Source organism: Vagococcus allomyrinae, assembly GCF_017829975.1.
Classification (GTDB): domain Bacteria; phylum Bacillota; class Bacilli; order Lactobacillales; family Vagococcaceae; genus Vagococcus_D; species Vagococcus_D allomyrinae.
In genome coordinates this window covers 78,833-104,716 of record NZ_JAEEGA010000014.1, presented here as the reverse complement: position 1 = coordinate 104,716, position 25,884 = coordinate 78,833, and the positions used below count along the sequence as shown (strand labels likewise).

The window sequence follows — 25,884 nt, the reverse complement described above, 5'->3', positions numbered from 1 at the left end:
TCTCTAGCCCAAGTTTTCACCATTTGAAGCGATACAGTCTTTGTACCAGTAGAAAGAATCTTTTGGTGTCCGCGCCAAGCTACCTTGGCCTTGATCGTCTTGGTCCACATAAATAAAACCATAGCGTTTGCTCATTTGAGAGGTCCCACAACTGATTAAATCAATACAGCCCCAAGTCGTATAGCCCATTAACTCAACGCCATCCATAATGGCCTCTTTCATCTGTTCCACATGCTTCTTAAGGTAATCAATCCGGTAATCATCGTGAATCTTGCCGTCTGCTGAGACCACATCTTTAGCGCCTAAACCATTCTCACACACAAAGAGCGGCAACTCATAACGATCGTACAATTTCATCAAGGAAATACGCAAGCCAATTGGGTCAATCGGCCAATCCCATTGGGTTAATTCTAAATATTCATTTTTTATCGGGCTATCGAAGGATCCTGCTAATTTTGCTGCGTCAGGACGGGCTTCTGTCACATGTGACATATAATAACTAATCGCTACAAAATCAACTTTCCCCTCTTTAAGAATAGCTGCATCCTGCTCTTCCATGACAATCTTCAAGTTATTATCTGCAAAGTAACGGGTCATATAGGTTGGATAAGCCCCTCGTGCTTGCACGTCTGGGTAGAACATGTTTAACTGATTTGATTTTAAGGCTTGCAATTGATCTTCTGGTTTCGTGGTTTTGGCATACGACTCAATTTGGTTGATCATACAGCCAATTTGCGCTTCTGGCATGATCTCATGGGCTGCTTTAACCGCCAAAGCACTGGCTAAAAATTGGTGATGAGAGGCTTGATAGGTCGCGGCTAACACGTTATCAACTTTGTCGGCTAATGTGCCAGCCCCTGTATATAAGCTATTTAAATTCATGTTCATCTCGTTAAACGTGATCCAATATCTCACTTTTTTAGCGTAGCGGGTAAAGATCACCCGAGCGTAGTTTTCAAATAAAGGAATCAACTCACGGCTAACCCAACCATTGTATTTTTTTGTCAATTCAATTGGCATTTCGTAATGAGACATGGTTACCAATGGTTCAATGCCGTACTTGGCACACTCGTCAAAGACCTTATCATAAAAAGCTAAGCCTTCTTCATTTGGCTCTGCTTCCATCCCTGTCGGAAAAATCCGCGCCCATGAAATCGAAATTCGAAAGGTTTTAAAACCCATTTCTGCAAATAGCGCAATGTCTTCTTGGTAACGGTGATAAAAATCAATGCCCCAACGTTTCGGGAATAGATACTTTTCTGGCTGCTCCGTGTACTCGGCTAATTCTTTTGAACTAACGTTAAAGGTAAAGTTGTCGACTGCCCCTTTGGCATATGGATCTTTATACGCCGCAAAGTCTGACGTTGATAACCCTTTGCCTCCTTCATCGAAGGCCCCTTCAATCTGGTTAGCGGCAGTGGCCCCTCCCCATAAAAACCCTTCTGGAAAACCTGTCTGTAAGTTGTTTAGCATGTTTCGTTCCTCCTATAAGTGATAATTTATTAGTTAATGTTTTGTTTCAAAACAAACTCCCTAGTTAATGAGCATCAGTAATTTTGTTTCACCAGCGACGACTTTGGTCTCTGCTGTGTGAATCACGTCAAGAAATTGTGAGGCATTGGTAATCACCACTGGTGTTACCAAATTGTAGCCTTGGGCCTTGATGTCGGCTAAATCAAAGCGAAGTAAAGCATCTCCCCGTTTGAATTTTTGGCCATCTTTGACCAATAATTCAAAACCTGCTCCCTTTAGTTCCACCGTTTCTAATCCGATGTGGATCAGCATTTCCACGCCTTCAGTCGAACGCAAGCCGATGGCGTGATTGGTCGATGTCAACATCATCACTTCCCCGTCGAAAGGCGCTTTAACCAGACCTTCGGCAGGAACAATCGCCACCCCTTTGCCAACTAAGCCTTCGGCAAAGGTGGCATCTGGCACCGTTTCAAGAGGCAAGACACTTCCCGTCAGCGGGCTTAGTACTTCCGCCGGCCTTTCTTTTGTCACTGTCGAAGTAAGGATTTCCCGTGGTGCCGCTTCTGAAGCAGTTTCTTCATCAAATTTCAACAACAGCGTGACGACTAATGACACGGTAAAGCTTGCGGCAATCCCAATAATGGCCATTAGGAAATTATTCGTGCCTTTTTCAATATAAGAGGGTAATGACATAATTCCCGGTACTGCAAAGGCAAAATTCTTAACATTAAACAAGCCGAAAATTGCCCCGCCGACTGCCCCCCCTGCTAAACTAGCATAAAATGGTTTCTTCAACTTCATCGTGACGCCATAAATCGCTGGCTCCGTAATCCCAAAAATGGCGGGAATTAAAGTCGAGAATGACAGCTGCTTCATCTTTTGATCTTTCGTCTTTAAAAAGACCCCTAAAACCGCACCGGATTGAGCCAAGTTAGCCACAAAGTTCATCGGCAATAACATGATGTCGTAGCCGACTTTTTCAAAACTAGCAAAGGTGCTAGGGAAGAAGGCATAGTGCATGCCTGTAATGACGATCAATGGCATTAAACCACCCATCAACATTCCGGCAAAAGGTCCTGCCACATCAAACATGACCGCAAAGAAACGTTCCAGATAGACACCGATATAATTCCCTAGTGGGGCGATAAACATCAACATTAAGGGTGCCGTAATCAGCAAGCTTAACAACGGTGTAAAAATAATTTTCAGTGATTTTGGCACTATTTGATCGACATATTTGTGGACATAACTCAGTAACAACACGCCTAAAATAATCGGTAAAACAGATGAGGCATAACTATTCATTGGGATGCTAAAGCCAATAAACTTCAAGCTACTAACCTCGCCCCCGGCAGCATATTCCATTAATTGGGGATACATCAAGATCCCAGCTAGCGTAACTGCTAGTGAAGCATCCGTTTTAAAGCGCTTCGCCGCCGAAAAGGCAATCAGGAAGGGCAAAAAATGAAATGGGGCATCTGAGATAAAACTGAGAATTTCATAATTAGAGCTAGTTTCCGACATCAGCTTGGTCGCCACTAATAGCGCCATTATCCCTTTAAGTAAGCCACCACCGGTAATTGCAGGTAATAATGGGGTAAAAATACCGGATATGGTATCTAATATCCGCTCAATTAGATTCCCCTTAGCTTGCGAATTGCCATCTTCTGTCAGTTTCCCTTCAAGCAAGGCACTTAATTCTCCATAGACACTGGCGACTTCATTGCCAATAATGATTTGAAATTGACCACTTTGAAATTGAGCGCCTAAGACGCCATCTAATTGTTTAATCGCTTCACTATTAATTTTGTCTTTTTCTTTAAAGTTAAATCGTAAACGGGTAATACAATGCCAACTTTGCTTAATATTTTCCGCGCCGCCCATCTGTGACACGATTTCTTGTGCTAATTTTTTCTTATCCATCGCTCTGCTCCTTTTTTTCGTCGAGGTCGACCGCCTTCCTAACTAGGTACCATAATTAGCAAGTAGAACGTCCCTGATTATGTGTAAAAAAATAACCTAAACAAAAATTTACATAGTAAACCACCTTGGTTACTCCTGCAAATTTTTGCTTAGGTTAATGCCTATTTTCAGTGACACGCCCGACGCAAACATTTATTTTGTTTTGTTTTCTTTAATAATTCGTTCAATATGAATGACCAAATAGACTAATTCGTCTTCTGTGATGCGCCAGCCATACTCACGTTCAAGCATCTCTTTAATCATCAAGCCACAAGCATAGCTCTTCATATAGCGCTCTTGAATGATTTCTTTAAGGGTGACATCCATCTCCACTGTGCTGCTTTCATCGCTCCGTTGACGGGCGATAAAATAACGCAAATGAGTGATAAAACGCGAGTAGTTAATCGTCGTCTTATCCAATGTCACTTCGAATAAAGACTGGATAATCTTGACAATATTTTTAGTCACCGTCGTCACTTGAATGGTCTCGCCCATGGTTTGATTGTCCATTTGTGCATTGACTAAATGCAAAGCGATAAAAGAGGCTTCAGTCGTTGGCAACACGATGCCCAACTCCTTTTCAATCAGCTCTAAGGCTTCTAATCCCACCTGATACTCTTCAAAATAAAGATGAGGAATTTCCCATTGAAAAGGGGTATCAATATCAAGTCCTTGTTCCTTGCGATCCAAGGCAAATCTCAAATGATCTGCTAAGGTAAACAAAATACCTGAATTCAATTTTGGCTTCAGCTTTTCTTCGCCTAAATCAACGATTTTTTCAGTAGTTGCTAAAATCTCAGGTGAAAGTCCTTCTAGTAACTGACCGGCTTGATGATTAAGGTCTGATAGAAAAATTTTCGTTGCCAACTTTTCATCTACCTTATCCCCTTTTTTGCGCTTAAACCCAATGCCAGTGCCAAAAGCAACTAATTCTTCATCGCTTTCTGTTACAGCTAAAATAATGTTGTTATTCAATGATTTTATTACTGTCAGCATCTGGTTTTCCCCCTAGAACATAAAAAAACACCAACATCGAATTGACATTTACAAAATAATAGCCACGGCTACTTTTGCAAAGTAATTGATTTGGTGGTGCCTGATCGTATCAGTAACACTCCTGTATCTAACTTAATAACAACTTTATCATAAGGAGTAACCGTTGTCAATCATATATTTTTTTATATTTCGATCCACATTTGAATGATTGCCTTCACCATTAACAGGCGGGGGTGATACGCCTAAAAAAAACTGACGCAAACACTTGCGTCAGTTTCTCAGATTAATTCATTTTGATTGTTTCGCCTGTTTCAGCCGCTTTAAAAATAGTTTCAATTAATACTAAACAATCGCGAACTTCCGGATTTTTAACGACTGCTTCTGCCCCTTCACGGACCACTTGATAAAAATTATCATAAAACGAATCAAACTCAGCCGTAACACTTGGTAACTCACGACACTCTGTCATTTCTTCTGATGGTGGTGCCATGGTTTTCGTCAAGCCTTGTCCTGCTTGAATCGGAGTTGGTTCATGCTTCACATCCGTCTCACGTTGTAAGACTAACTCACCTGATAAATCCCAATCGTTAATCACGCCCGTTCCTTGATAGCCTTTAACGTACCAACGAGGTAACTTAATAAAGTTACTGGTCCCTACTTCAATGTGAGCACGAACGCCATTTTCAAAGATGATGTAACTCATAAAGCCATCATCCGCATCATCGCCTAAAACAAAACTTAAGTCCGCTGAAACGCTCTTAATGGGGCTGTCGACCATAAATAGTAATTGATCCAGTAAATGGACGCCCCAATCTAATAGCATGCCGCCTCCTTGAGCTTTCAAATGACGCCAGTCACCAGGAATGCCATTCGCACCGTGAACGCGGGATTCAATTTGGAAAAGGGAGCCGATTTCTTCGCTCTTGTACAAGTCACGAATAATCAGAAAATCGGAATCCCACCGTCGATTCTGATGGGTCATAAAGACTTTACCAGCTTCTTCCGCTACGTTGACAACCTCATCGAAGTCCGCCACGGACATCATCACTGGTTTTTCACAGACCACGTGTTTGCCTGCTCTTAAGGCGTCGATGACCAGTTGTTTATGGGAGTCATTAGGGGTCGCCACTAAAATAGCTTCCACATTATCATCCGCTAAAACAGCCTCAAAAGACTCATAAACCTTAAAGCCTTCTTCTTTTGCAGCAGCTTGTCTTTTCTCGTCACTATCATAGGTTCCGTATGTCGTGACAAATTGGTTTTCGCCGATCAGGCCGCGAGCATGGTAACTTCCCATCCCGCCAAACCCGACGACAACAAAATTAATTGGTTTCACAAAAATTAGCTCCTTTTAAATGATTAGTCGGATAGTCCTCGAAGCAGACGCTTGAGGACTAATTGATTTAATGATAAACGGTTAAGCCCACCACATATCCGTTGGCATCTCGTTAATCATGATCGATTTTAAATTCGTTACGGCTCGGTTAAAGCCTTCATCAATTGACATGATTGGGTCTTCGTGCTCGATACTCAAAACATAATCGTAGCCGTAAAGACGAAGTGCACTGATCATATCGGACCAATCTTGTAAACTGTGGCCACAACCAACTGAGCGGAACGTCCACGCTCTCGTTTGGACATTGCCGTATGGCTGCATGTCGGTTAAGCCGTACATGTTGATATTATCTTGATCCAAATAAGTATCTTTGGCATGGAAATGATGAATCGCCCCGGCCTTTCCAAGGATCTTAATCGCGCCAACTGGGTCAATCCCTTGCCACCACAAATGTGATGGGTCCAAGTTACAGCCGATAGCTGGGCCGGTTGCTTCCCGTAATTTTAACATCGTATAAGGAGTGTGACACAAGAAACCACCGTGTAGTTCAATCCCAATTTTAACATCTGCGGCTACGGCGATCTCATTGATCTCTTTCCAGTAAGGAATTAACTTGTTTTCCCACTGCCATTCGTAGCTGTCGTTGTATTCCGTTGGCCAAGGTAAAACAGGCCAGTTAACAGCCGTGTCCGTTGCGTTACCGCCACTAACACCTGAGAAACAGTTAACCACAGGCACAGTCATCAATGAAGCCAATTTAATCGTTTTGCGCAATAATTCATCCGCTTCCTTGGCCACTGCTGGGTCTGGTGAAATTGGGTTATGGTGACAGCTAAAGGCGCTGACCGTCAAGCCTTTTGCCGCTAATTTAGCTGCGTACTCTTGACGCGCTTCTTGACTGGCTAACAAGGCATCAATGTCACAGTGAGCAGTACCTGGTGAACCACCTGTACCGATTTCAACTGTTTGCAAACCTGCCGCTGCTACTTTTTCAATCATCTCATCAAAATTTAAGTTGTTAAATAAAGGGGTAAATACGCCTAATTTCATCATTAAAACTCCTTTTCTATTTAGGTTGAATGTGGTTTAACGGTTGGTGATTGCCATAAACCGGATAGGTATTCGCCGTTGGATTAGCCCAGCGCACAGCATTTTTAATCACCCGTTGGACATCTTTATGGTAATAAGAGGGATACGTCTCGTGACCTGGTTGGAAATAGAAAATTTTGCCATTGCCCCGTCGGTAAGTACAGCCACCACGGAAAACTTCGCCGCCTTCATACCAGTTAATAAAAATCAGTTCATCTGGTACTGGAATGTCGAAGTGTTCACCGTACATCTCTTCGCGTTCTAATTCAATGTATTCGCCAATCCCTTCGACGATCGGGTGACTTGGGTTGACACTCCACATCCGGCAAGTCTCATCGGCTTCACGCCATTTCAAGTCACAGCTGGTGCCCATTAATTTCATGAAAATTTTCGACATATGAGCCGAATGTAAGACAATTAAGCCCATTCCTTCTAATACCCGTTGATGCACTTTAGTGACAATCTCATCACTGACTTCCTGATGGGCAATATGGCCCCACCAAACAAGCACATCGGTGTTCCCCAAAACCTCTTCAGTTAACCCGTGTTCTGGTTGGTCTAAGGTCGCTGTTTGAACAGTAAAGTCTTCTTCGAGAAATGCTTTTAATTGGCCGTGAATGCCTTCTGGATACACGGCACGAACCTCTTCACTTTCCAATTCATGACGATACTCATTCCAAACAGTTACATTTATCACTAAAATACCTCTTCGACGATTTTGCGTAAGTTTTGAACATTGATTTCAGCACTTTCAATCGGTGGGTAAGCTTGGAAGGCTTCTTGTTCCACAACTAGCCACTCAATCTCGTTCTCTTTAGCAAACTCTACAAAACTTCTAATCGGTAAAATGCCAGTACTAATTTCTGTACTTTCGGTTGTGTCGCCATCTTTGCGCATTTCTTTAATGTGTAACCATTTAATAACAGCTTGATTGCGGGTCATCCATTTAATGGCAATTTCCCCAGCAAATTCAACCCAGTAGGTATCGACTTCTAATTTGATGCCAGGAACAGCTGCCACCATCGCTTCCAACACATTAACCTCTGGCACTTGGGTAAATTCATGGGCGTGGTTATGATAGCCCAGAGTTAATCCCTCTTCTTGCAAACGCTGTTGAATCTCAGCAAATTTAGCAAAATGAGCTTGCCAATCAGCCAGTGTTTCGCCTTGTTCCCAAGGGATGATCACATTTTGATTGCCTAAGGCTTTTTCATAGGCAATCGTATTTTCTAAGTCATTCACTAATTTGTCAGCCGGTACATGGGAACCTGAGACTGCCAGACCAATTTTATCAAGATGGGCTTTTAGCTCTGCGGCCTCTGTCTCGTAATAGCCGGCAAATTCAACGCCATCATAGCCAAACTCTTTGACTTTGGTTAAAGTGCCTAAGAAATCTTTGGCACACTCTTCTTGAATACTCCATAATTGTAAACTAATTTTCGCCATTTCGTCTCACCTCGTCTTATTTATTTAGGAAAACAGGTTCGCCCGTTTCAGACGATTGGTACATCGCTTCTAGGATTTCTGTTACGACTAATGCTTGTTCTGGTAAAACAACGGGATCTGTGTCATTGATAATCGCATTGATCCATTGTTGTGCTTCTAAAACTTCTGGGCTGTTAGTTGCCCCTTCATAAAAGGCGACTCCTGCTGCTTCAGTGTCAATTTTCTTCTCATATAACAACCCGCGGTCTTCGCCGTTAATTTGGAGCCCATCTTTCATGCCGGCCCCACCTTTAGTCCCAGACAGGGTCGTCGTCGCTTCAGATACGTCCAAGGTATTTAAGGCCCAGCTCGCTTCCAAGAAGATCGTCGCACCATTTTCCATGGTCACAAAACCAAAGGCTGAATCTTCCACTGTGAATTTTTCAGGGTCCCAAGGGCCCCAAGCATTAGCTGCATTTTTCGTTTGAGATAATTTATGATAAGCATTGCCGACAACGTATTTAGGTTTGTAGTTATCCATCATCCATAAGGTTAAATCAAGAGCATGGGTGCCGATGTCGATTAGTGGGCCGCCACCTTGAGCTTCTTCATCTAAGAAAACACCCCAAGTCGGCACCGCACGACGACGAATAGCGTGGGCTTTTCCTAAGTAAATTTCGCCTAATTCGTTGGCTTCACAGACTTGATGTAAGTATTGCGAATCTGTACGGAAACGATTTTGATAGCCAATCGTTAATTTCATACCAGTCCGTTTAGAGGCTTCGATCATGGCACGAGCTTCTTCAGAGGTTTTAGCCATTGGCTTTTCACACATCACGTGTTTTTTAGCTTCCATCGCATCAATTGAAATAAATGAGTGAGAGATATTTGGTGTACAAACGTGAATCACATCAATTGACTCATCTTTTAATAGTTCTTGATAATCCGTATACGCTTTCGCGTCAGCCGTCCCAAATTCTGCTTTAGCTTGATCAGCACGTTCTTCAATAATGTCACAGAACGCCACCATTTCAACTTCCTTCACTTGTTTTAAAGCTGGCATATGTTTGCCATTGGCGATACCGCCACATCCAATAATTCCTACTTTTAATGTCATAAAAAAAATCCTCCACATCATTTTTGTATTTGTTTGATACCACTACTATACAAAATAAGGTGAAGGATTTCTTCCTTAGATTTACGGACTAATTCCCGAATATTGACTTTTGATATTTTAATGGGGACATGCCCACATTCTCTTTAAAAACATGATGAAAGGTCTTTACACTGTTAAAGCCTGCTTTCTCCGCCACCTCGATCATCGGCATTTCCTCTGTTGCCAGAATCGACTTTGCCATATTAAGCCGATATTCTGTCAAGAAGCCAACAAAGGTCGTACCAGTGTTTTTCTTAAAGAAGCGGGTGAAGTAGTGGGGACTAAAACCGACATATTTGGCCACTTCTTCTAAGGTAATCCCTTGATTATAGTTGGCTTCAATTAAAGCAAAAACTTTATCCATTCGCTCAAGTGTCTCTTTATTTTTCATGGAGTCATCGTTTAACGCTTTTTTCATCAAATGTGATTTTTCAGGAACTTTTCTTGAAAGTAACATTAATATTCCATATAGATGTTGTTGCGTAGCAAAGACATACCCTGGCTGAACGGCCAATGTTTCATCGTACAAGGATTGAAGATGCTGACACATCTCCTTTTCAACCTCTCGTGGCCAGTTTAAACTCCAGTTTTCACGGCTAGCGAAAACATCTTTTAAACTGTCGCCATTCGCCATGCTCTCAATCCCTTCATTAAACATCTTGCTGTCAAATTGGTAGACCAGCCGCTCACTTTCTGGCGTGGCTAAAAAATAATGGGTCGCCCCACTATCAAAGAAAAAAATCTGCCCTTCATTCACGGCGATTAACTCATCATTAACGCCTATTTTTATGGTTCCCTTAATCACATAAATAATTTCAATCTCTTTATGCCAATGAGGATAAACTAAGCCTTTTCCGTAATCAATAAAACACCGAAAGGGGAAACGATTATCCATTTTAGGTATTTCTAAATATTTACTGACACTCACCTTTATGACCTCCTAACACATTTGCTTTACCCACAGGCATTTTTTTCAGTACCAATGTATTTAACAATCGTCATCTCATACATTTTACCTGAAAATGGTGAAAATTGCTGTTCTTTTCTGGAAAACAACCACCTTATATGATTAATTTTTTCAATTTATCATTGGAAGTAGCACTTGAACAATAAAAAAATTAGTTGTGGCTTTTAATCAAAAAAAAACTGCAGGCACGAACTGCCTCAGTTTCAGTCGTAAACTTATTTAGTTCCAGATTTTTATGAGCCCTTATCCTAAAAAACAATTCCTCAACTGACGAGTGACGCCGTCACCCATTCGCCAATTTACTAGTTTTGATTCGTTATTTATCAAAGCTACCTCTGATCGGCCCTCTACCTTTCGCTTCGCTTTTTCCATCAACTGTTATGCTAAAAAAAGTAATTCCTCAACCGATGAGTGATGCCATCACTCATTAAATAACAAGTGTAAATAGATATAAACTAACTAAACCAATAGATTCCATCTGTTAAACTGACAGACAACCAAATGAGTGACGCCGTCACCTATTCGCCAATTTGCTAGTTTTGATTCGTTATTTATCAAAGCTACCTCTGATCGGCTCTCAACCTTTTGCTTCGCTTTTTTCATCAACTGTTCTGCTAAAAAAAGTAATTCCTCAACCGATGAGTGATGCCACCACTCATTAAATAACAAGTGTAAATAGATATAAATCAGTTATTCTAGCAGATTACATCTGTTAAAGTGACAAACAACCAAATGAGTGACGCCGTCACCTGTTCGCCAATTTGCTAGTCTTGATTCGTTATTTAGCAAAGCTACCTCTGATCGGCTCTCCACCTTTTGCTTCGCTTTTTCCATCAACTGTTCTGCTAAAAAAAGTAATTCCTCAACCGATGAGTGATGCCATCACTCATTAAATAACAAGCGTAAATCGATAGAAACTGACTAGACCAACAGATTATATCTGTTAAACTGACAGACAACCAAATGAGTGACGCCGTCACCATTCACCAATTTGCTAGTTTTGATTCGTTATTTAGCAAAGCTACCTCTGATCGGCTCTCTATCTTTTGCTTCGCTTTTTTCATCAACTGTTCTGCTAAAAAAAGTAATTCCTCAACCGATGAGTGATGCCACCACTCATTAAATAACAAGTGTAAATAGATATAAATCAGTTATCCTAATAGATTGCATCTGTTAAAGTGACAATCAACCAAATGAGTGACGTCGTCACCTGTTCGCCAATTTGCTAGTCTTGATTCGTTATTTATCAAAGCTACCTCTGATTGGCTCTCTATCTTTTATTTCGCTTTTTTCATCAACTGTTATGCTAAAAAAAGTAATTCCTCAACCGATGAGTGATGCCATCACTCATTAAATAACAAGTGTAAATCGATAGAAACTAACTAGACCAACAGATTATATCTGTTAAACTGACAGACAACCAAATGAGTGACGCCGTCACCATTCACCAATTTGCTAGTTATAGCTGGTTATTTTATCACTTATTTATTGGACTTTTCCACTAGTTAATACCAAACCCTTTAACTCTCGGATTAATCATTTTAGAAAGAGAGGCAAAGCTCCAATCGCCTTCGCTTTTCAGTGATTTAGTCTTGCCAATTGAACTAGCAGACAACACAGCGACGTTTTCTGCCCTTCGACTTTCAGCTAGCTGAAGGTAAAACCACGACTCTTTTTGGCAGAGCCCACGAATCCCCCGAACCACATATTTGATCAGTTAAATATGATAGATACTAAGCAGAAATCTTTTATGTTCCACACTTCGAACATATCACATTTTCAGATAAAAGTCAATACCTTTTTCAAAATAACGCAACACGCGTCTGACTATTCCCAGCCATTAGCTAAGAAGTCAGGCTTTTGATACTCAATTGTCGACTTCTTTTAGACGCTAATCAACAGGTAAACTCCGCTACTTTTCGCCTGTTCATTACCGATTAAGTGCATCCAGCTCATCATTCACCTCAGAGAAATGAACCATGAAACTTTTTGCCACACTCTAAACACTGATAGATCACGGCCCCTTCAATTGCACACCATACCCAAGAGAACTATTTGAGATATTTGACTTATCCTCCTTATTTTTTAAGGATATTCCTGTATACTTAGCCTATATGATTGAGACACAAATGACTGAAAGGAACTGAAATATGGAAACTGCTTTTTATGAAACTGACCTTTGCCCTGATCCCGAATTGCCGTTGCTGCTACACAAATGTTTGATCGACAGTGAAGTCCTTCCCCATTGGCATACAAATATTGAATTGCTTTATATTCAAGAAGGCGAAATGATCATTTCAATAGATGGTCAAGACCACTCGGCTTTAGCTGGAGATATCATGTTGATTAATTCCAACTGTCTCCACACATTTAGAACAATTACCCCAACCAGTCGTTATCGCTGCTTAATAATTGAGGAATCATTTATTAGCCAGCACCAATTAGATTATACATTAGTCAATTTTCAAACGAAAATCAATCAACCGGATATTCTGACCCTCTATTTAAGCATGATGGCTGAATTCGATCAGCAACGCCCTTGCTATAAAACGATGTTACAAGGGATGTGTCTTGAAATGATGTCCCTGTTGTTTCGCGAATTAAACTACTCGCCTTTGCCAATTTCCCAGCGAGCACCTAGTAATGCCAAAGTGGAATTGACCAAACTAGGCATTGATTACATCAGCCATCACTATCAAAAGACGATTGCCATTGACGATATCTGCCTGACGATCGGCGTCAGCAAATTTCATTTTTGTCGTATTTTCAAAGAAGTCACTGAATTGACTGTCAATGAATTTATCAATCACTTCCGTTGCACTCGCGCTCAAATCTTACTACAAAAAAAGGGAGCTGTCATTGCAGACTGCGGACTGGCTTGTGGCTTTAACGATCCTTCCTACTTTGCTAAAATTTATCGTAAACACTTCGGCTACCTCCCTTCTGTTGAAATTAGCAAAACACAAACCCCTTAAGTGGTTTGTGTTTTTTTGTTAACATAGCAAGATCGTCCTATCAGAGAGCAAGTTTCCATCTTATTTACTGCTAAAAAAAAGGCTACACTAGTAGCATCAACTATCAACAAAATTTAGGAGGATATGACATGTATAAATTTCCGATTGGCGTCATGTTGGAATCTTTTAGAACTGACTATGAAATCGCTTTAAAAAGAGCTGTAGAAGTTGGCGCTCAAGGCATTCAAGTTCACGCCTTAAATGGTCAACTGACGGCCCGGAACTTAACTAACCAGAAAACAGCTTTATTTTTATCCCAAGTTCGCGAGTCTGGTCTGGAAATTTCCGGATTAGTCGCAGATTTAATGCTCCATGACAAAAGCAAATACCCGGCCATCATCACTGAGGCCAAACAAGTCTTGGATTTGGCGAAAGAACTTGGCACCAACATTGTTACCACTCACATCGGGGTGATTCCCGCGGACCCAACCCACGATCGCTTTAAATTAATGCAAGAAGCTTGCTTTCAGCTGGCAGAATACGCCAACAGTCTTGACGCTCATTTTGCGATCGAAACAGGTCCTGAAATTGCCACTACCTTAAAACAATTTCTTGAGCCATTGCCTGGCCGAGGGGTAGCGGTCAACCTTGATCCCGCTAATTTTGTGATGGTGACTGGCGATGACCCGGTAAAAGCTGTCCACACACTTAAAGACTATATTGTTCACACCCACGCGAAAGATGGTCGAAAGTTACTTGACCGTGACCCTGAAGTTCTTTATGGCATGAGCGGCACTGTTGAAGATGAAATCCAAAGTGGCCAAGCCTTTATCGAGCTACCTCTAGGGAAAGGGGACGTTGATTTCCCTAATTACCTAAAAGCTTTAACCGACATTGGCTACACAGGTTATTTAACCATTGAAAGAGAAGTTGGCGAGCAACCTGAAAAAGACATTGCTGAAGCTGTCACCTTCTTGAAACAACAAACGAATCAATAGGAGAGGAACATCACAATGACAACTACTTTAAAAATCGGCATGATCGGCACTGGGTCAATTGCCCACGAACACATTCAAGCGTATCAAAAAATGGACAACGTCGAACTGGTAGCCTTTTGCGACATCAACCCCAGCCAACTTAATCACATGGCAGACAGGTATGGCATCTCTGAGACCTATTCTTCAAAAGAAGCGCTCTTAGCCAATGCAGACATTGACGCAGTCAGTGTCTGCACTTGGAATGCAGCTCATGCAGAATGCGCCATTGCGGCATTAAATGCTGGGAAACACGTGCTCTGTGAAAAACCAATGGCCACATCAGTCGCTGATGCGCTTGCCATGGAAGCCGCAGCCAAAAAGAACGGCAAACTATTGATGATTGGCTTTGTTCGCCGCTTTGGCAACGACGCCCAAATTGTCACTGATTTTCGCGATAAAGACTTTTTCGGTGAGATTTATTATGGCAAAGCCACTTATTTACGCCGTAATGGGAATCCTGGCGGCTGGTTTGGTGATAAATCACGATCTGGCGGAGGGCCGCTAATCGATCTTGGCGTTCATGTGATTGACCTTTTAAATTACTTAATGGGACAACCAAAACCTATTTCGGTCTATGGGGCTACTTTCCAAAAGCTATTTAACCGTCCTGATAGTAAAGACACAGTGGCCTATTCGTCATCCACCACTGATGAAAAAGACATCTGTGATGTGGAAGATTTGGCTAGCGCCATGATTCGTTTCGCTGACGGTTCTGTTGTGTCAATTGAAGCCAGTTTTAGCCTAAATCTTAAAGAAGACCAAGGCAAAATTGAACTGTTCGGCACAAAAGGTGGTGCCAGTTTAGCCCCACAATTGGAACTTTACACGGATATCAATGGCTATATGACCGATATCCAGCTGAAAACACCGACCGCTTTAGACATGAACGGTCTCTTTTATAATGAAGTCGCTCACTTTGTCGATTGTGTCTTAAACAACACAGAATGCTTAACGCCTGCCGCCGACGGTGTGACCATTATGCGCATTTTAGACGCCATTTACCAATCAGCCGAAACCGGCCACGAAGTTATGATTTAATCAAGCAACTCACTTAATCAGGAGGTAAGGATCACATGACAATTATTGCAGCAAGCACCTATAGTTTTAACCAGTTAATCTCAGCTGGTGAGATCTCCCAAATCGAAAGTATTGCCTTAGCAAAAGATCTTGGCTTTGATGGGATTGAAATCGTTGACTTGATCCACGACAATGCCCAATCTGATCTTGACTATGCCCAGTCTTTACGAAATGAATTGGATCGCTTGGCTTTCCCTATTACTAACTTTACCTTTGGCGCGGATTTTTTAAATGGCTCTGACCATGATTTCGAGCGTGAGGTCGCCCGTATTAAGCAGATGATCGACATTGCTGAAGTCCTCGGCGCTAAAAGTGTGCGCCATGACGCCACTAACGGTCGACCTGGCGACTCATTTGCCCAAGTTTTGCCAACGATTGTTAAAGGCTGTCTTGCTATCACGGAATACGCCGCAACCAAAGGCATTACCACCATGGTTGAAAACCACGGCTTGTTCTCCCAAGATAGCACTCGCCTTGAAAGCTTGTACACGGCAGTTAATCACCCCAATTTTAAACTGCTCGTGGATATGGGAAACTTTTTATGTGTAGATGAAGACCCAACATTGGCTGTTAGCCGCCTCGCTCCTTACGCTGGCTATGCCCATGCCAAGGATTTTCACATCAAGTCAGGCAATGACTCTCATCCAGGCGAAGGTTTCTTTCAAACTCGCGGTGGCAACTTTTTGCGCGGCGCGATCATCGGTCATGGTAACGTCGCCGTCGCACAATGCTTGCGAATTCTTAAACTGGCAGGCTATGACGGGCCAATTGCCATCGAATTTGAAGGAATCGAAAAAAATATGGAGGGATTACGCATTTCACTGGCTAACTTAAGACAGTATACCGCTTAATCTGACCAGCCAGCGAACGATAGTTAAGAACTATTGTCCGCTGGCTTTTTTCACTTATTGAGAAATTTCTTAAATATTTCTAGTTTTATTTGGTTTTTTGCTCAAACATCGGTATACTGTTTCTATATAGACAGCTATAGGGTTAACTAGGTCTATAGAATTTATTTTGGAAGGAATGAAATGATGGATTGGTATAATCTATTTAAAGCCGTTATTCTAGGGATTGTCGAAGGAATTACCGAATGGCTTCCAATCAGCAGTACTGGCCACTTAATTTTAGTCGATGAATTCATTAAATTAAATGCTTCAGCAGATTTTAAAGAAATGTTCAATGTGGTTATTCAACTTGGAGCTATTTTGGCTGTTGTGGTCATCTTTTTCCACAAACTAAATCCCTTCTCGCCACAAAAAGACACTGTCGAAAAGAGAAATACCTGGGAGTTGTGGGCAAAAGTCATCATTGCCTGTTTGCCGGCAGCGATCATTGGGATTCCTTTGGATGACACCTTTGAAAAATATTTTCACAACTTCTTCTCCGTCGCTTTAATGTTGATTATTTATGGCGTACTGTTTATCGTAGTAGAAAACTGGAACAAAGGTCGAACACCTAAATGTACTGATTTGAACCGCTTCACTTATAAAGCAGCCGTTGTTGTTGGACTTTTCCAAGTCCTTTCATTGATGCCAGGAACCTCCCGTTCCGGTGCGACCATTATCGGAGCTCTCTTGATTGGTGCTTCTCGTTTTGTGGCAACTGAATTCTCCTTTTTCTTGAGTATTCCTGTCATGTTTGGCGCTAGCTTCCTTAAAGTTGTCAAATTCTTGTTAAAAGGCAATTCATTCAAGTTTGATGAAGTCATGATTTTACTTGTCGGAAGTATCGTCGCTTTCTTCGTTTCGATCGTCGTTATCAAATTCTTATTGAGCTATATTAAAACCAATGACTTCAAACCTTTTGGCTGGTATCGCATTATTCTTGGGGCTATTTTAATCGGCTATTGGTTAATACAAATGTAAAAAGTGTAAAAAAGCTGACTGTGGTCAGCTTTTTTATTTACTTCCAGTTTATAATAATTACATTTTTAATGATAATGATTATCGTTATCCATATTCATATTTAACTTCAAAAAACTCTTTAAAACAGTATTATAAAAATAAATATGACAAAAGATAACAGTTCTCATTATCAATTAGCTATTATTCATTATCACTACTGTCTAGACTCTGATATCCTATGGGTGTAGAGGAGATGATTCAGATGAAAAAAATTAGTCATGAACATAAAGTTATTTTAGCCACGATTATCTGTGGCATATTGATGGCCGCTGGTTGGCTAATAGAAAAAAGTGGGGCCTCTTATTTTCCAATGGTTTACCTCCTTGGAATGGTGATTGGCGGATTTTATCAAACAAAAGAGGGCTTACTGGAAACCTTCAAAGACAAACATCTTAGTGTTGATTTATTAATGGCCCTAGCAGCCATCGGGGCGTGTACGATTCAGTACTGGTTTGAAGGCATTATGCTCACCTTCATTTTCTCACTTAGCGGCTCCTTAGAAGAATACACGACGAATAAAAGTAAACAGGAAATTGCCAGCTTACTGGAGATGCAGCCAGAAGACGCCCTGCTATTACTTCCCGACGGCGCAACAAAAAAAGTCGCTGTCGAAAGTTTGACAGTCGGTGACTACTTACTTGTTCCTAAAGGCGCTAATATTCCCATCGACGGGAAGGTTAGTAAAGGCTTAGCCATCTGTGATGAGGCCTCCATTACCGGCGAATCATTTCCTGTGGAAAAGCTAATTGACGAAGACATTTTTGCTGGCACGATTAATGTTGGCAATAGTTTTGAAATGATGGTGACCAAAGAAAGTAAAGATACACTCTTTAGTAAAATCATCCAACTAGTTGAAGAAGCTCAAAATACGCCTTCAAAAACAGCTAGCTTCCTTAATAGAATTGAAAATACATATGTCAAAGTGGTCCTACTGATGGTGCCATTGATGATTTTCATTCCTTACTTTTTCTTAGGGTGGTCTTGGAGTGAGAGCTTTTACCGTGGAATGGTCTTACTAGTGGTCGCTTCTCCCTGTGCCTTAGTGGCTTCTGCCACACCGGCAACATTAGCCGCCATTTCCTCTGGCGCCCGCAATGGCGTTCTGTTCAAAGGAGGGATTTTCCTAGAGCATCTCGCCGATCTCAAAGCCATTAGTTTTGATAAAACAGGGACATTAACTGAAGGAAAACCAGTGGTAACCGATGCTTGCTTTTTGGATACTGCCTTAAAGGAACAAGCTATTAATGTGATTGTTGCCATTGAGCGAACAAGCACCCACCCTTTAGCCACCGCACTTACCAGCCATTTTATTGATGAGGTCAGCGATCCCTTAACTTCTTTAGTCGTTGAAGACTTAACTGGTGCTGGCATGATTGGCCATGACACGAATCACGATTGGCGCATTGGTAAAGCCAGTTTCGTGACAACGTCAGCTTTGCCCGATGAGCTAAAAATAGCTGTCGAAACTTTACAAAACCAAGGGAAGACAGTCGTCTTCTTATCACGAAATCATGAGATTGTCGGCTACTTCGGTCTGCTAGATATCCCTAAAGAAAGTGCCCAAGCCACTATCGACTATTTCCGTCACGAAGGGATTCACACCACTATGATGACCGGCGATCATGTGCAAACTGCCCAGGCTATTGGTCAAATGCTAAAGATTGACGAGATTCATGCAGGCTGTACTCCTGAACAAAAAACCAATTTAATCAAAGAACAGTTAAACCACTACCCGATCACGGCCATGGTGGGCGATGGCATTAACGACGCTCCTGCTTTGGCTAATGCCTCCATCGGGATTGCCATGGGTCAGGGAACAGATATTGCCATTGATGTAGCAGACGTCGTCTTAATGAAAGATGATTTAGAAAAACTTCAGATGGCCCATATGTTAGCCAAAAAACTGAAACGGATTATCACTCAGAATATCGTTTTCTCCATTTCGGTCATCCTTTTACTCATTATTTCAAACTTTATGAAAGCTGTCTCCTTACCTTTAGGAGTGATTGGCCATGAAGGAAGCACCATTCTGGTTATTCTAAATGGCTTGAGACTCTTGCGGACTGTCCGTCCTCAAGAGCTGCTGACTAGCTCCCTTCATAAAGTGACTGGCAATAAAAAAATCAGCACCCAACATTAATCAGAAAAGTTCGTAACGCTAAATTGCCAAACAGACCTGTGAAAGTAACCATCACAGGTCTGTTTTTATTTCATGGTTAGCTTTTAGCTAGATAGTTCCTATTAACTAATCATCCTTTACCGTTAAACGATCTGTTTGATTAGTTAACATGATGTATATCCTAGGTATTTTTAAGCACTAAGCCTGCCAAACCATCGGCTGCTTTTTCAGACATGTCGATCGCATCTTCAAATCGTTTAAAGACTTCTTTCCATTTAACGACTTCCAAAACATCTTTCTCATTTGAAAATAAATCTTTAATCAACGAACTGTACAACTGATCCGCTTTTGCTTCAATCGTATTGACATGAACAATCATCTCGCCTAAGGTTTTCGAATTCTTAAACTTAGCAAACTCATGAGCAACAACGGCTAAGCCTTCAGTAGCTTCAACCAGATACTGAGCCATTTTTTCTGTTTTAGGTCGCATCGTTGCAATTAAATAATTATCAAATTGATATGGAATCGAATTGATGCCATCCAAAACATCATCGATCAGCTCGGTAATCACGACGATATCTTCTCGATCGATCGGGGTGATAAACGACCGATTTAACTCATCCATAATCGTATCAACAAGGACATCCCCTTCTCGTTCCAATACATGGATTTCCTCAGCTAAACGCTCAACTGTCCCAAGGTCATAATGCTCCACAATATACAATAACTTAGCGCCAGCTAGTTTCGCTTTGTCCGCTAACTCTTCCAATGCTTTAAAATAATCAAACCCTTTTCTCTTTGCCATCCAATACGTCCTCCTAGTTCTGCCTTCATTCTGAACCCAAACCATTCGTTTTTAGAATATCGCTAAAAATATTTTTGACATGATAAATGCAATGACACCACATCCTGGAAAGGTGAGAACCCAAGCGAGAATCATCTCTTTGACTATTTTCCAATCCACACTTGATAACCGTCTTGCCGCTCCAACGCCCATGATAGCCGTCGTTTTAGTATGAGTGGTCGACACTGGAATACCGAACAAAGACGCCCCTAACAAACAAATGGCTGCACTTAAATCCGCTGCAAATCCCTGATATTTTTCCAGCTTAACCATATCCATTCCAACAGACTTGATAATCCTCATGCCACCAACAGAAGTTCCCACTCCCATGGTTAAAGAGCAGAGCGCCATAACCCAAATAGGAATGGTATAAGCCCCAGAAGCGCTAGCTTCCACCAGACCGTTATATGACAATCCTAACATAAAGACACCCATAAATTTTTGGCCATCTTGAGCACCATGAAGAAAGGCCATGGCTGCTGCTCCAAACCCTTGACCTACCGTAAACACTTTATTGGCCTTTTGACGATCCATATGACTAAAAAACTTTTCGATAAACTTAACGACGAGAAAACCGCCAAAAAAACCAGCAATCGTCGAAACAACCAAGCCAACAATCACTTTCGACCACTCATTCATATTAACCGCTTCCAGTCCACCTAACGCCATGGCAGATCCTGTCAAACCAGCGATTAAGGCGTGGCTTTCACTTGTTGGTATACCAAAATACCAGGCCGCTACCGCCCAGACAACAATAGCAAACAGAGACGATGCTAGTGCGACTTGTGCTGAATTGTTGGCGCCTTCAAATGTGACAATATTACTAATAGTTTCAGCTACTTGAGAATTGATTAAGGTCATAACCAATGCACCAAAAAAGTTCATCACGACTGCCATCCGAATCGCTGTTTTTGGCCTTAACACTCGCGTTGAAATAGCCGTCGCAATGGCATTTGGTGCATCAGTCCAACCATTTACAAAGATAACGCCCATCACCAACGTGATTGTTACTAGTAGAGCAATGTTCAAAAATTCCACCCACCTATTCTGATAGTCTGTTTAAATATATAATAACATATTTTCAAGAAAGTAAACCCTTTTTTTTGAGAATGTTTTCACTATTCAATTAACAAGCCCTATTTACAACAACAATACAGAAAAAAATAACCTGTATAGAGATAAACTTATTGCAAACTGAAAAATCATTATGTATAATGGATAATGTTGAATTACGTTCAGTTTCGACTGAAGGTAAAACTAAAGTTATCGGAGGTGAAATACATGCCAAACATTGAATCTGCAATTAAACGCGTGCGTACTGCTGAAAAGTCTAACGAATTAAACTCTGGCCAAAAAGCGTCAATGCGTACTGCTATTAAAAAGTTCGAACAAGGTTTAGAAGCTGGTGCTGATAACGTTGAAGAGTTATACAAAAAAGCGAGTCGTGCAATTGATATGGCTGAAACTAAAGGTCTAATCCATAAAAACAAAGCGAGCCGTGACAAATCACGTTTACACGCAAAAATGGCTAAATAATAAACAAAACCCTAGTGACGGTTACGTCTACTAAGGTTTTTTTATTTGCCGCTATTTTCGACTATAGTTTAAAAGAAAAAGCTCAAAAATTAATTCTTTGGCCATTTGTCCCGTTTTAATTCGATAATCATTTTCCACTAATTCAGAAAAAGTCGCCTTTAAAGGGTCTAACTCAAACTTTCGAGTTTGCTGCATGGCCATCTTCACTCGGTAAGGATGAATTTTTAAGACATCGACAATATTACTTTGCTGATAGCCTAGTTTTACCATGATTTTAATTTGCAACATCAAACGAAATTGACTGATTAAAATAGCGTTGATCTTGATCGTTTCTTCGCCTTGCAGCAATAAATCCTGATAAAGGGACAATGCTTGCTCCGTGCGACCTTCCATCACATAGGTGACCATATCAAAAATATTGTGTTCCAATGATTTTGGCACGAGGCTTTCAATCATCGGTTTTAAGATTTTTTTAGTGTCTGAGGCATATAATAAAATTTTAGTCATCTCTCCCATCAGCTTAGAGAGATCCATATCCGTTAAACGTAACAACAGATCAAAAGCTTCTGGCGTAATGTCGTACCCTTCATTTTGAATATACTGTTGCAGATACTGACGAACTTCTTTTTCTTCCATGGCTTTTACATCAATTAAAACGGCTGATTTTTTTAGTAATTTTACGATTTTTTTGCGCTCATCTAGTTTTTCATAATTCGCATAGACCACCAAAATAGTCGTGGTTGAAGGGGCATTTAGATAAGCCGTCAATTCTGCAATATTATGTTCCAGCCCGCCGGTGCCTTTCTCGCCGGTTAAAAAGTAAGGATTTTCAAGATTAACTAAGCGATAATCACCAAAAAAGGGAATCGTATTCGCTTCTTCCACCGCTAAAGAAAGGTTAGTCTCGGTCATATCAAAAGAAGCGAAGTTTAACTCATCATCCTCGGTTTGGATGATCTGCTTGGTAATTTCACGTTTGAAGGTGTCACTTAAAAATCGTTCTTCACCTAAAACCAAATAAACAGGTGCTAACTGCCCGGCCTTAATTTTCTTTAACTCTTGCTGTAAGCTCATCCATCATCCACTCTTTTCAGTTCTTTTTACTCTCTCTATCCTATCATTATCAACTCATTTTTCCTAGTGACTTTCCCTAATTGTTTGAATATCCGATAATTTATCATCCCAAGGCAGCCACTGATAATAGATCATGCCTTGCTGGTTAGTTTGGTAGATCTCCATCCCGCCATCTCTCAAACGACTAAGGGTTTCCTCGTGAGGATGACCAAAGCGATTATTAACCCCACATGAAATTATCCCAGTCGCTCCTTCCAATTTCTTGATAAACGCCTCTGTTGAAGAAGTGCGACTGCCGTGATGGCCCACCTTCAAAATATCCGCTGAAAGTTCTGGGTAGTGAGTGATCAACGCCTTTTCTCCCTCGGCTTCCAAATCTCCTGTTAAGAGGATTTTTTGTCCTTTTATCTGCAGCAATAATACCAGTGAGTCATCATTCCCCCCATCCCCTAGCTCTTGGGGATACAACAGATCTAGCCGAATTTCTTGATTCTGCCACCAGTCACCAGATTGTGTGATTCTAAGTTGGGTTTGAGGGGTGATCTCTGCTAAGGTCGCTTGAAAATTTGCTTGTCGGCTACTCCCCTCTGAATAAAGCAGTTCCTTTATCTCCATCTGTTTGTTAATCTCTAGCAGATCGCCAAAATGGTCTTCATGAGCATGAGAGATAAAGACCTGGTCGATCGTTTGAATCCCCCGACTCTTTAAAAAGGGAATCAGCAGATAATTGGCCTGACTGGCTGGTTGTTCCTTTTTCTGCCAGGTTTCCCTTTCGCCAAATGACAAGCGCCCCCCTGTATCTATTAAGATCGCCTCTTGATGAAACGGTCGTTGAATAAAAATGCTATCTCCTTGCCCCACATCAACAAAGGCAATAATCCCCCTTGGATCTGTATATTTGGCTAAACTTGGCAGGCAACAGATGACGATTAACAAGACCCAGCGAATAATTTTTGTCTGATAATAACGGTAAAGCCATGCCAGACTGGCAATGACACAAGCCAAGTAGATAATAGGGGGCAGACGGCCTGTCACAACCTTTAAAGCCGAATCAGTACTGATGACTAGCAACAGTTGCTGAATAGCCTTGAGAGCTGTCTCTAGGAGCTGAGAGCACTCCTTAACTTCAAGGAAAGAACTTAGTCCTAATAATAAGCTAAGAACGGGCAACAGTAGCTTGTTAAAAATCGGCATCAATAAAAAAGTCAACCCGATGCCTAAAAGGTGCCATTCATAAAAATGAGCGCTCATAATCGGAATCGCTAAAATCGACAAGCAACCAGAAAAGAACAGATGTTGAAAGAGTGGTTTGACTTTAGCCACAAGCGGCTTTAAATAAATGATGTAAAAGGTTAAGCCAAAAGATAACTGACCGGCTGCTTGAAAAAGCACATAGGGATTCACGATCAAACTCAACAGCAGAGTGACTGACCAACAGTCTAATTCAGAAAACTGCCAATTAAATTGACGATTGATTGCACCTAGCCCCATAAAAAACACGCTGCGGCCAACACTCGTCGAAAATCCTGTTAAAAACAGAAACACGAATAGGAAAGCCAATTCTAGCCAAAAAACCGTCTCCAACGTCAGCCTCAACCGCAATAATCCCCGCCTAAAATGACCGACAAAGAAAAAGACATGCATCCCGGAAATGCTGAAGAAATGTAAGATCCCCAGCTGACTCCAAACTTCCCGTTGACTCTTAAACATCGAGTCTTTAATCCCTAAAAACAAACTTTTCATATAAGAAGCCGTCAGGGGTAAAAAGCGTTTGTCGATGTGCACAGCCAGTTTACGCCGCCAAGTTTTAATCAAATGAATTGGATTTTTTGCTGGATAGTCAGTTTTAGCCCCCATCACCGTCAACTTGCCGACACGATAAATTCCCTTTTCTAGTAAAAACTGCCGGTAGTCAAACCCAGCTAAATTTCGCTGGTCCATAGGCAGTTCCAATTCAAGATCTCCTGTCAATTCAAAGAAAGTCGTTTGCTCTAACCAGTGCTGCTTCTCCACCTCTGATTTCAGCTGATAACGTAAAACATAACTTTCCTTAGTCCTTTGATTTTTCCCTTCAAAAGTTAAGGCATCACCAGCAATTTCAACGCTATTGGGATCAACCAGCAAGACTGCTTGAATAGTATCTGCTGTCGGTGACACTGGCTGTGAACTAATGATCCATTGCCAATAGCAACCAAAGAGGGCCGATGCCAAAAAACAGCTCACTAGTAACAGGAACTGTTGGCTTTTACACAGACGAACCCAAAGAAATACCGTCGCCAAGACGGCAAACCAGCCACCTTTAAAACTCAGCAGCGCCATACTTCCCGCACTAAGAGCAATAAATATCAGGTATCCCTTTAGAGATCCCAGTTGCTTTAGCTGAAGGGGCTTCTCATTCTTTCCTTCCTTCTTCATCTTGTCCAAACTGTATTTCAGTAAAATACTGAGGAGATAGCACAACCTGATCAACAGTAGCGCCAGTCTTGGCAATCAAATTGAGGGCATACTCGTCATTTCGATAATCTTTCAAGTAGTGAATTTTACGAATTCCCGCTTGCAAAATCATTTTTGTGCACTGCAAACAAGGAAAATGAGTCACGTAAATTTCCGCATTTTCAGTGGGCACACCAAATTTTGCACATTGCAGAATCGCATTCATCTCCGCATGAATCGTCCGAACGCAGTGATCATCTACCACGTAACAGCCCTCGTCAATGCAATGGACGTCGCCACTAACTGAGCCATTGTATCCTCCAGCGATAATTCGTTTATCACGAACGATGGTCGCTCCAACTGCTAATCTAGAACACGTACTTCTTAAAGATAATAACACGCTTTGGGCCATAAAATATTGATCCCAAGGAATTCGTTCAAAGGTCACACTGATCGACTCACTTTCTTTTGCTTTTCTTTATTGTATAGGTTGACCTTG

23 protein-coding genes are annotated in these 25,884 nt (G+C 41.4%); 7 read left to right on the top strand and 16 right to left on the bottom strand.

The genetic code is table 11. The features are described 5' to 3' along the window. Positions 1–3 precede the first annotated feature (3 nt). The 11 genes from I6N95_RS19185 to I6N95_RS19135 all read right to left on the bottom strand — a co-directional run bounded on the left by I6N95_RS19185 (position 4) and on the right by I6N95_RS19135 (position 11,238). The gene (locus I6N95_RS19185; RefSeq protein WP_209530954.1) at positions 4–1,473 is read right to left on the bottom strand and encodes a glycoside hydrolase family 1 protein; all 1,470 of its coding nucleotides are present in this window, start codon (positions 1,471–1,473) and stop codon (positions 4–6) included. Positions 1,474–1,533: 60 nt separating this feature from the next. Then, the gene (locus I6N95_RS19180; protein ID WP_209530953.1) at positions 1,534–3,396 is read right to left on the bottom strand and encodes a beta-glucoside-specific PTS transporter subunit IIABC; all 1,863 of its coding nucleotides are present in this window, start codon (positions 3,394–3,396) and stop codon (positions 1,534–1,536) included. Positions 3,397–3,588: 192 nt separating this feature from the next. Further along, complete coding sequence (locus I6N95_RS19175) at positions 3,589–4,431, bottom strand: PRD domain-containing protein (protein ID WP_209530952.1); 843 nt, start codon at positions 4,429–4,431, stop codon at positions 3,589–3,591. A 283-nt stretch (positions 4,432–4,714) separates the two neighbouring features. Beyond that, entirely contained in the window at positions 4,715–5,767 is a 1,053-nt protein-coding gene (locus I6N95_RS19170; RefSeq protein ID WP_209530951.1) for a Gfo/Idh/MocA family oxidoreductase, read from the bottom strand. An 81-nt stretch (positions 5,768–5,848) separates the two neighbouring features. After that, positions 5,849–6,817, bottom strand: a complete 969-nt coding sequence (locus I6N95_RS19165; protein WP_209530950.1) for a sugar phosphate isomerase/epimerase family protein — start codon at positions 6,815–6,817, stop codon at positions 5,849–5,851. A 16-nt stretch (positions 6,818–6,833) separates the two neighbouring features. Then, positions 6,834–7,553 (bottom strand): ThuA domain-containing protein, encoded by a 720-nt coding sequence (locus I6N95_RS19160; RefSeq protein WP_209530949.1) that lies wholly within the window; start codon positions 7,551–7,553, stop codon positions 6,834–6,836. Next, positions 7,553–8,302 carry a sugar phosphate isomerase/epimerase family protein gene (locus I6N95_RS19155; RefSeq protein WP_209530948.1) on the bottom strand — a complete coding sequence of 250 codons (750 nt, stop codon included), beginning with the start codon at positions 8,300–8,302 and terminating at the stop codon, positions 7,553–7,555. The genes I6N95_RS19160 and I6N95_RS19155 overlap by 1 nt, the downstream gene beginning before the upstream one ends. A gap of 16 nt (positions 8,303–8,318) precedes the next feature. Then, positions 8,319–9,398 (bottom strand): Gfo/Idh/MocA family protein, encoded by a 1,080-nt coding sequence (locus I6N95_RS19150; RefSeq protein WP_209530947.1) that lies wholly within the window; start codon positions 9,396–9,398, stop codon positions 8,319–8,321. 88 nt (positions 9,399–9,486) lie between these two features. Further along, a complete protein-coding gene (locus tag I6N95_RS19145) occupies positions 9,487–10,365 on the bottom strand; it encodes an AraC family transcriptional regulator (protein WP_347340580.1) in 879 nt (292 codons plus the stop codon). 498 nt (positions 10,366–10,863) lie between these two features. Further along, positions 10,864–11,007: a hypothetical protein gene (locus tag I6N95_RS19140; protein WP_209530946.1), complete on the bottom strand. Its 144-nt coding sequence runs from the start codon at positions 11,005–11,007 to the stop codon at positions 10,864–10,866. An 87-nt stretch (positions 11,008–11,094) separates the two neighbouring features. Then, positions 11,095–11,238, bottom strand: a complete 144-nt coding sequence (locus tag I6N95_RS19135) for a hypothetical protein (RefSeq protein WP_209530945.1) — start codon at positions 11,236–11,238, stop codon at positions 11,095–11,097. Between the two features lie 1,316 nt (positions 11,239–12,554). Between I6N95_RS19135 and I6N95_RS19130 the strand changes: the two genes are divergently transcribed. The 6 genes from I6N95_RS19130 to I6N95_RS19105 all read left to right on the top strand — a co-directional run bounded on the left by I6N95_RS19130 (position 12,555) and on the right by I6N95_RS19105 (position 19,519). Then, complete coding sequence (locus tag I6N95_RS19130) at positions 12,555–13,379, top strand: helix-turn-helix domain-containing protein (RefSeq protein ID WP_209530944.1); 825 nt, start codon at positions 12,555–12,557, stop codon at positions 13,377–13,379. Between the two features lie 128 nt (positions 13,380–13,507). Continuing rightward, entirely contained in the window at positions 13,508–14,356 is an 849-nt protein-coding gene (locus I6N95_RS19125) for a sugar phosphate isomerase/epimerase family protein (protein ID WP_209530943.1), read from the top strand. A 15-nt stretch (positions 14,357–14,371) separates the two neighbouring features. Continuing rightward, the gene (locus I6N95_RS19120) at positions 14,372–15,433 is read left to right on the top strand and encodes a Gfo/Idh/MocA family protein (protein ID WP_209530942.1); all 1,062 of its coding nucleotides are present in this window, start codon (positions 14,372–14,374) and stop codon (positions 15,431–15,433) included. A 35-nt stretch (positions 15,434–15,468) separates the two neighbouring features. After that, complete coding sequence (locus I6N95_RS19115) at positions 15,469–16,323, top strand: sugar phosphate isomerase/epimerase family protein (RefSeq protein ID WP_209530941.1); 855 nt, start codon at positions 15,469–15,471, stop codon at positions 16,321–16,323. A 183-nt stretch (positions 16,324–16,506) separates the two neighbouring features. Beyond that, positions 16,507–17,340: an undecaprenyl-diphosphate phosphatase gene (locus tag I6N95_RS19110; protein WP_209531024.1), complete on the top strand. Its 834-nt coding sequence runs from the start codon at positions 16,507–16,509 to the stop codon at positions 17,338–17,340. 241 nt (positions 17,341–17,581) lie between these two features. After that, positions 17,582–19,519: a heavy metal translocating P-type ATPase gene (locus tag I6N95_RS19105; protein WP_209530940.1), complete on the top strand. Its 1,938-nt coding sequence runs from the start codon at positions 17,582–17,584 to the stop codon at positions 19,517–19,519. Positions 19,520–19,679: 160 nt separating this feature from the next. Here I6N95_RS19105 and I6N95_RS19100 read toward each other — a convergent pair whose 3' ends face one another. Further along, the gene (locus I6N95_RS19100) at positions 19,680–20,303 is read right to left on the bottom strand and encodes a DUF47 domain-containing protein (RefSeq protein ID WP_209530939.1); all 624 of its coding nucleotides are present in this window, start codon (positions 20,301–20,303) and stop codon (positions 19,680–19,682) included. A gap of 51 nt (positions 20,304–20,354) precedes the next feature. Next, entirely contained in the window at positions 20,355–21,335 is a 981-nt protein-coding gene (locus I6N95_RS19095; RefSeq protein ID WP_209531023.1) for an inorganic phosphate transporter, read from the bottom strand. A gap of 288 nt (positions 21,336–21,623) precedes the next feature. On the opposite strand from I6N95_RS19095, the gene rpsT reads away from it, so the two are divergent. Further along, positions 21,624–21,878, top strand: coding sequence for a 30S ribosomal protein S20 (gene rpsT / locus I6N95_RS19090; protein ID WP_209530938.1), 255 nt, complete (start codon positions 21,624–21,626; stop codon positions 21,876–21,878). A 51-nt stretch (positions 21,879–21,929) separates the two neighbouring features. Here the strand turns inward: rpsT and holA are convergent, their stop codons facing one another. The 3 genes from holA to I6N95_RS19075 all read right to left on the bottom strand — a co-directional run bounded on the left by holA (position 21,930) and on the right by I6N95_RS19075 (position 25,833). Beyond that, positions 21,930–22,952 (bottom strand): DNA polymerase III subunit delta, encoded by a 1,023-nt coding sequence (gene holA, locus I6N95_RS19085; RefSeq protein ID WP_209530937.1) that lies wholly within the window; start codon positions 22,950–22,952, stop codon positions 21,930–21,932. 63 nt (positions 22,953–23,015) lie between these two features. Next, on the bottom strand, positions 23,016–25,367 hold the full coding sequence (locus I6N95_RS19080; RefSeq protein ID WP_209530936.1) for a DNA internalization-related competence protein ComEC/Rec2: 2,352 nt from the start codon (positions 25,365–25,367) through the stop codon (positions 23,016–23,018). Beyond that, a complete protein-coding gene (locus I6N95_RS19075; protein WP_209530935.1) occupies positions 25,345–25,833 on the bottom strand; it encodes a ComE operon protein 2 in 489 nt (162 codons plus the stop codon). Before I6N95_RS19075 ends, I6N95_RS19080 begins: the two co-directional genes overlap by 23 nt. Positions 25,834–25,884: the final 51 nt, after the last annotated feature.

Excerpts from the sequence above, each read along its gene's own strand:
- holA (WP_209530937.1), bottom strand. The coding sequence starts at position 22,952 with ATGAGCTTACAGCAAGAGTTAAAGAAAATTAAGGCCGGGCAGTTAGCA.
- I6N95_RS19155 (WP_209530948.1), bottom strand. The coding sequence starts at position 8,302 with ATGGCGAAAATTAGTTTACAATTATGGAGTATTCAAGAAGAGTGTGCC.
- I6N95_RS19110 (WP_209531024.1), top strand. The coding sequence starts at position 16,507 with ATGGATTGGTATAATCTATTTAAAGCCGTTATTCTAGGGATTGTCGAA.
- I6N95_RS19125 (WP_209530943.1), top strand. The coding sequence starts at position 13,508 with ATGTATAAATTTCCGATTGGCGTCATGTTGGAATCTTTTAGAACTGAC.
- I6N95_RS19135 (WP_209530945.1), bottom strand. The coding sequence starts at position 11,238 with ATGGAAAAAGCGAAGCAAAAGGTGGAGAGCCGATCAGAGGTAGCTTTG.
- I6N95_RS19105 (WP_209530940.1), top strand. The coding sequence starts at position 17,582 with ATGAAAAAAATTAGTCATGAACATAAAGTTATTTTAGCCACGATTATC.
- I6N95_RS19185 (WP_209530954.1), bottom strand. The coding sequence starts at position 1,473 with ATGCTAAACAACTTACAGACAGGTTTTCCAGAAGGGTTTTTATGGGGA.
- I6N95_RS19150 (WP_209530947.1), bottom strand. The coding sequence starts at position 9,398 with ATGACATTAAAAGTAGGAATTATTGGATGTGGCGGTATCGCCAATGGC.
- I6N95_RS19140 (WP_209530946.1), bottom strand. The coding sequence starts at position 11,007 with ATGAAAAAAGCGAAGCAAAAGGTTGAGAGCCGATCAGAGGTAGCTTTG.
- I6N95_RS19115 (WP_209530941.1), top strand. The coding sequence starts at position 15,469 with ATGACAATTATTGCAGCAAGCACCTATAGTTTTAACCAGTTAATCTCA.
- I6N95_RS19120 (WP_209530942.1), top strand. The coding sequence starts at position 14,372 with ATGACAACTACTTTAAAAATCGGCATGATCGGCACTGGGTCAATTGCC.
- I6N95_RS19095 (WP_209531023.1), bottom strand. The coding sequence starts at position 21,335 with ATGGGCGTTATCTTTGTAAATGGTTGGACTGATGCACCAAATGCCATT.
- I6N95_RS19165 (WP_209530950.1), bottom strand. The coding sequence starts at position 6,817 with ATGAAATTAGGCGTATTTACCCCTTTATTTAACAACTTAAATTTTGAT.
- I6N95_RS19100 (WP_209530939.1), bottom strand. The coding sequence starts at position 20,303 with ATGGCAAAGAGAAAAGGGTTTGATTATTTTAAAGCATTGGAAGAGTTA.
- I6N95_RS19180 (WP_209530953.1), bottom strand. The coding sequence starts at position 3,396 with ATGGATAAGAAAAAATTAGCACAAGAAATCGTGTCACAGATGGGCGGC.
- rpsT (WP_209530938.1), top strand. The coding sequence starts at position 21,624 with ATGCCAAACATTGAATCTGCAATTAAACGCGTGCGTACTGCTGAAAAG.
- I6N95_RS19130 (WP_209530944.1), top strand. The coding sequence starts at position 12,555 with ATGGAAACTGCTTTTTATGAAACTGACCTTTGCCCTGATCCCGAATTG.
- I6N95_RS19175 (WP_209530952.1), bottom strand. The coding sequence starts at position 4,431 with ATGCTGACAGTAATAAAATCATTGAATAACAACATTATTTTAGCTGTA.
- I6N95_RS19080 (WP_209530936.1), bottom strand. The coding sequence starts at position 25,367 with ATGAAGAAGGAAGGAAAGAATGAGAAGCCCCTTCAGCTAAAGCAACTG.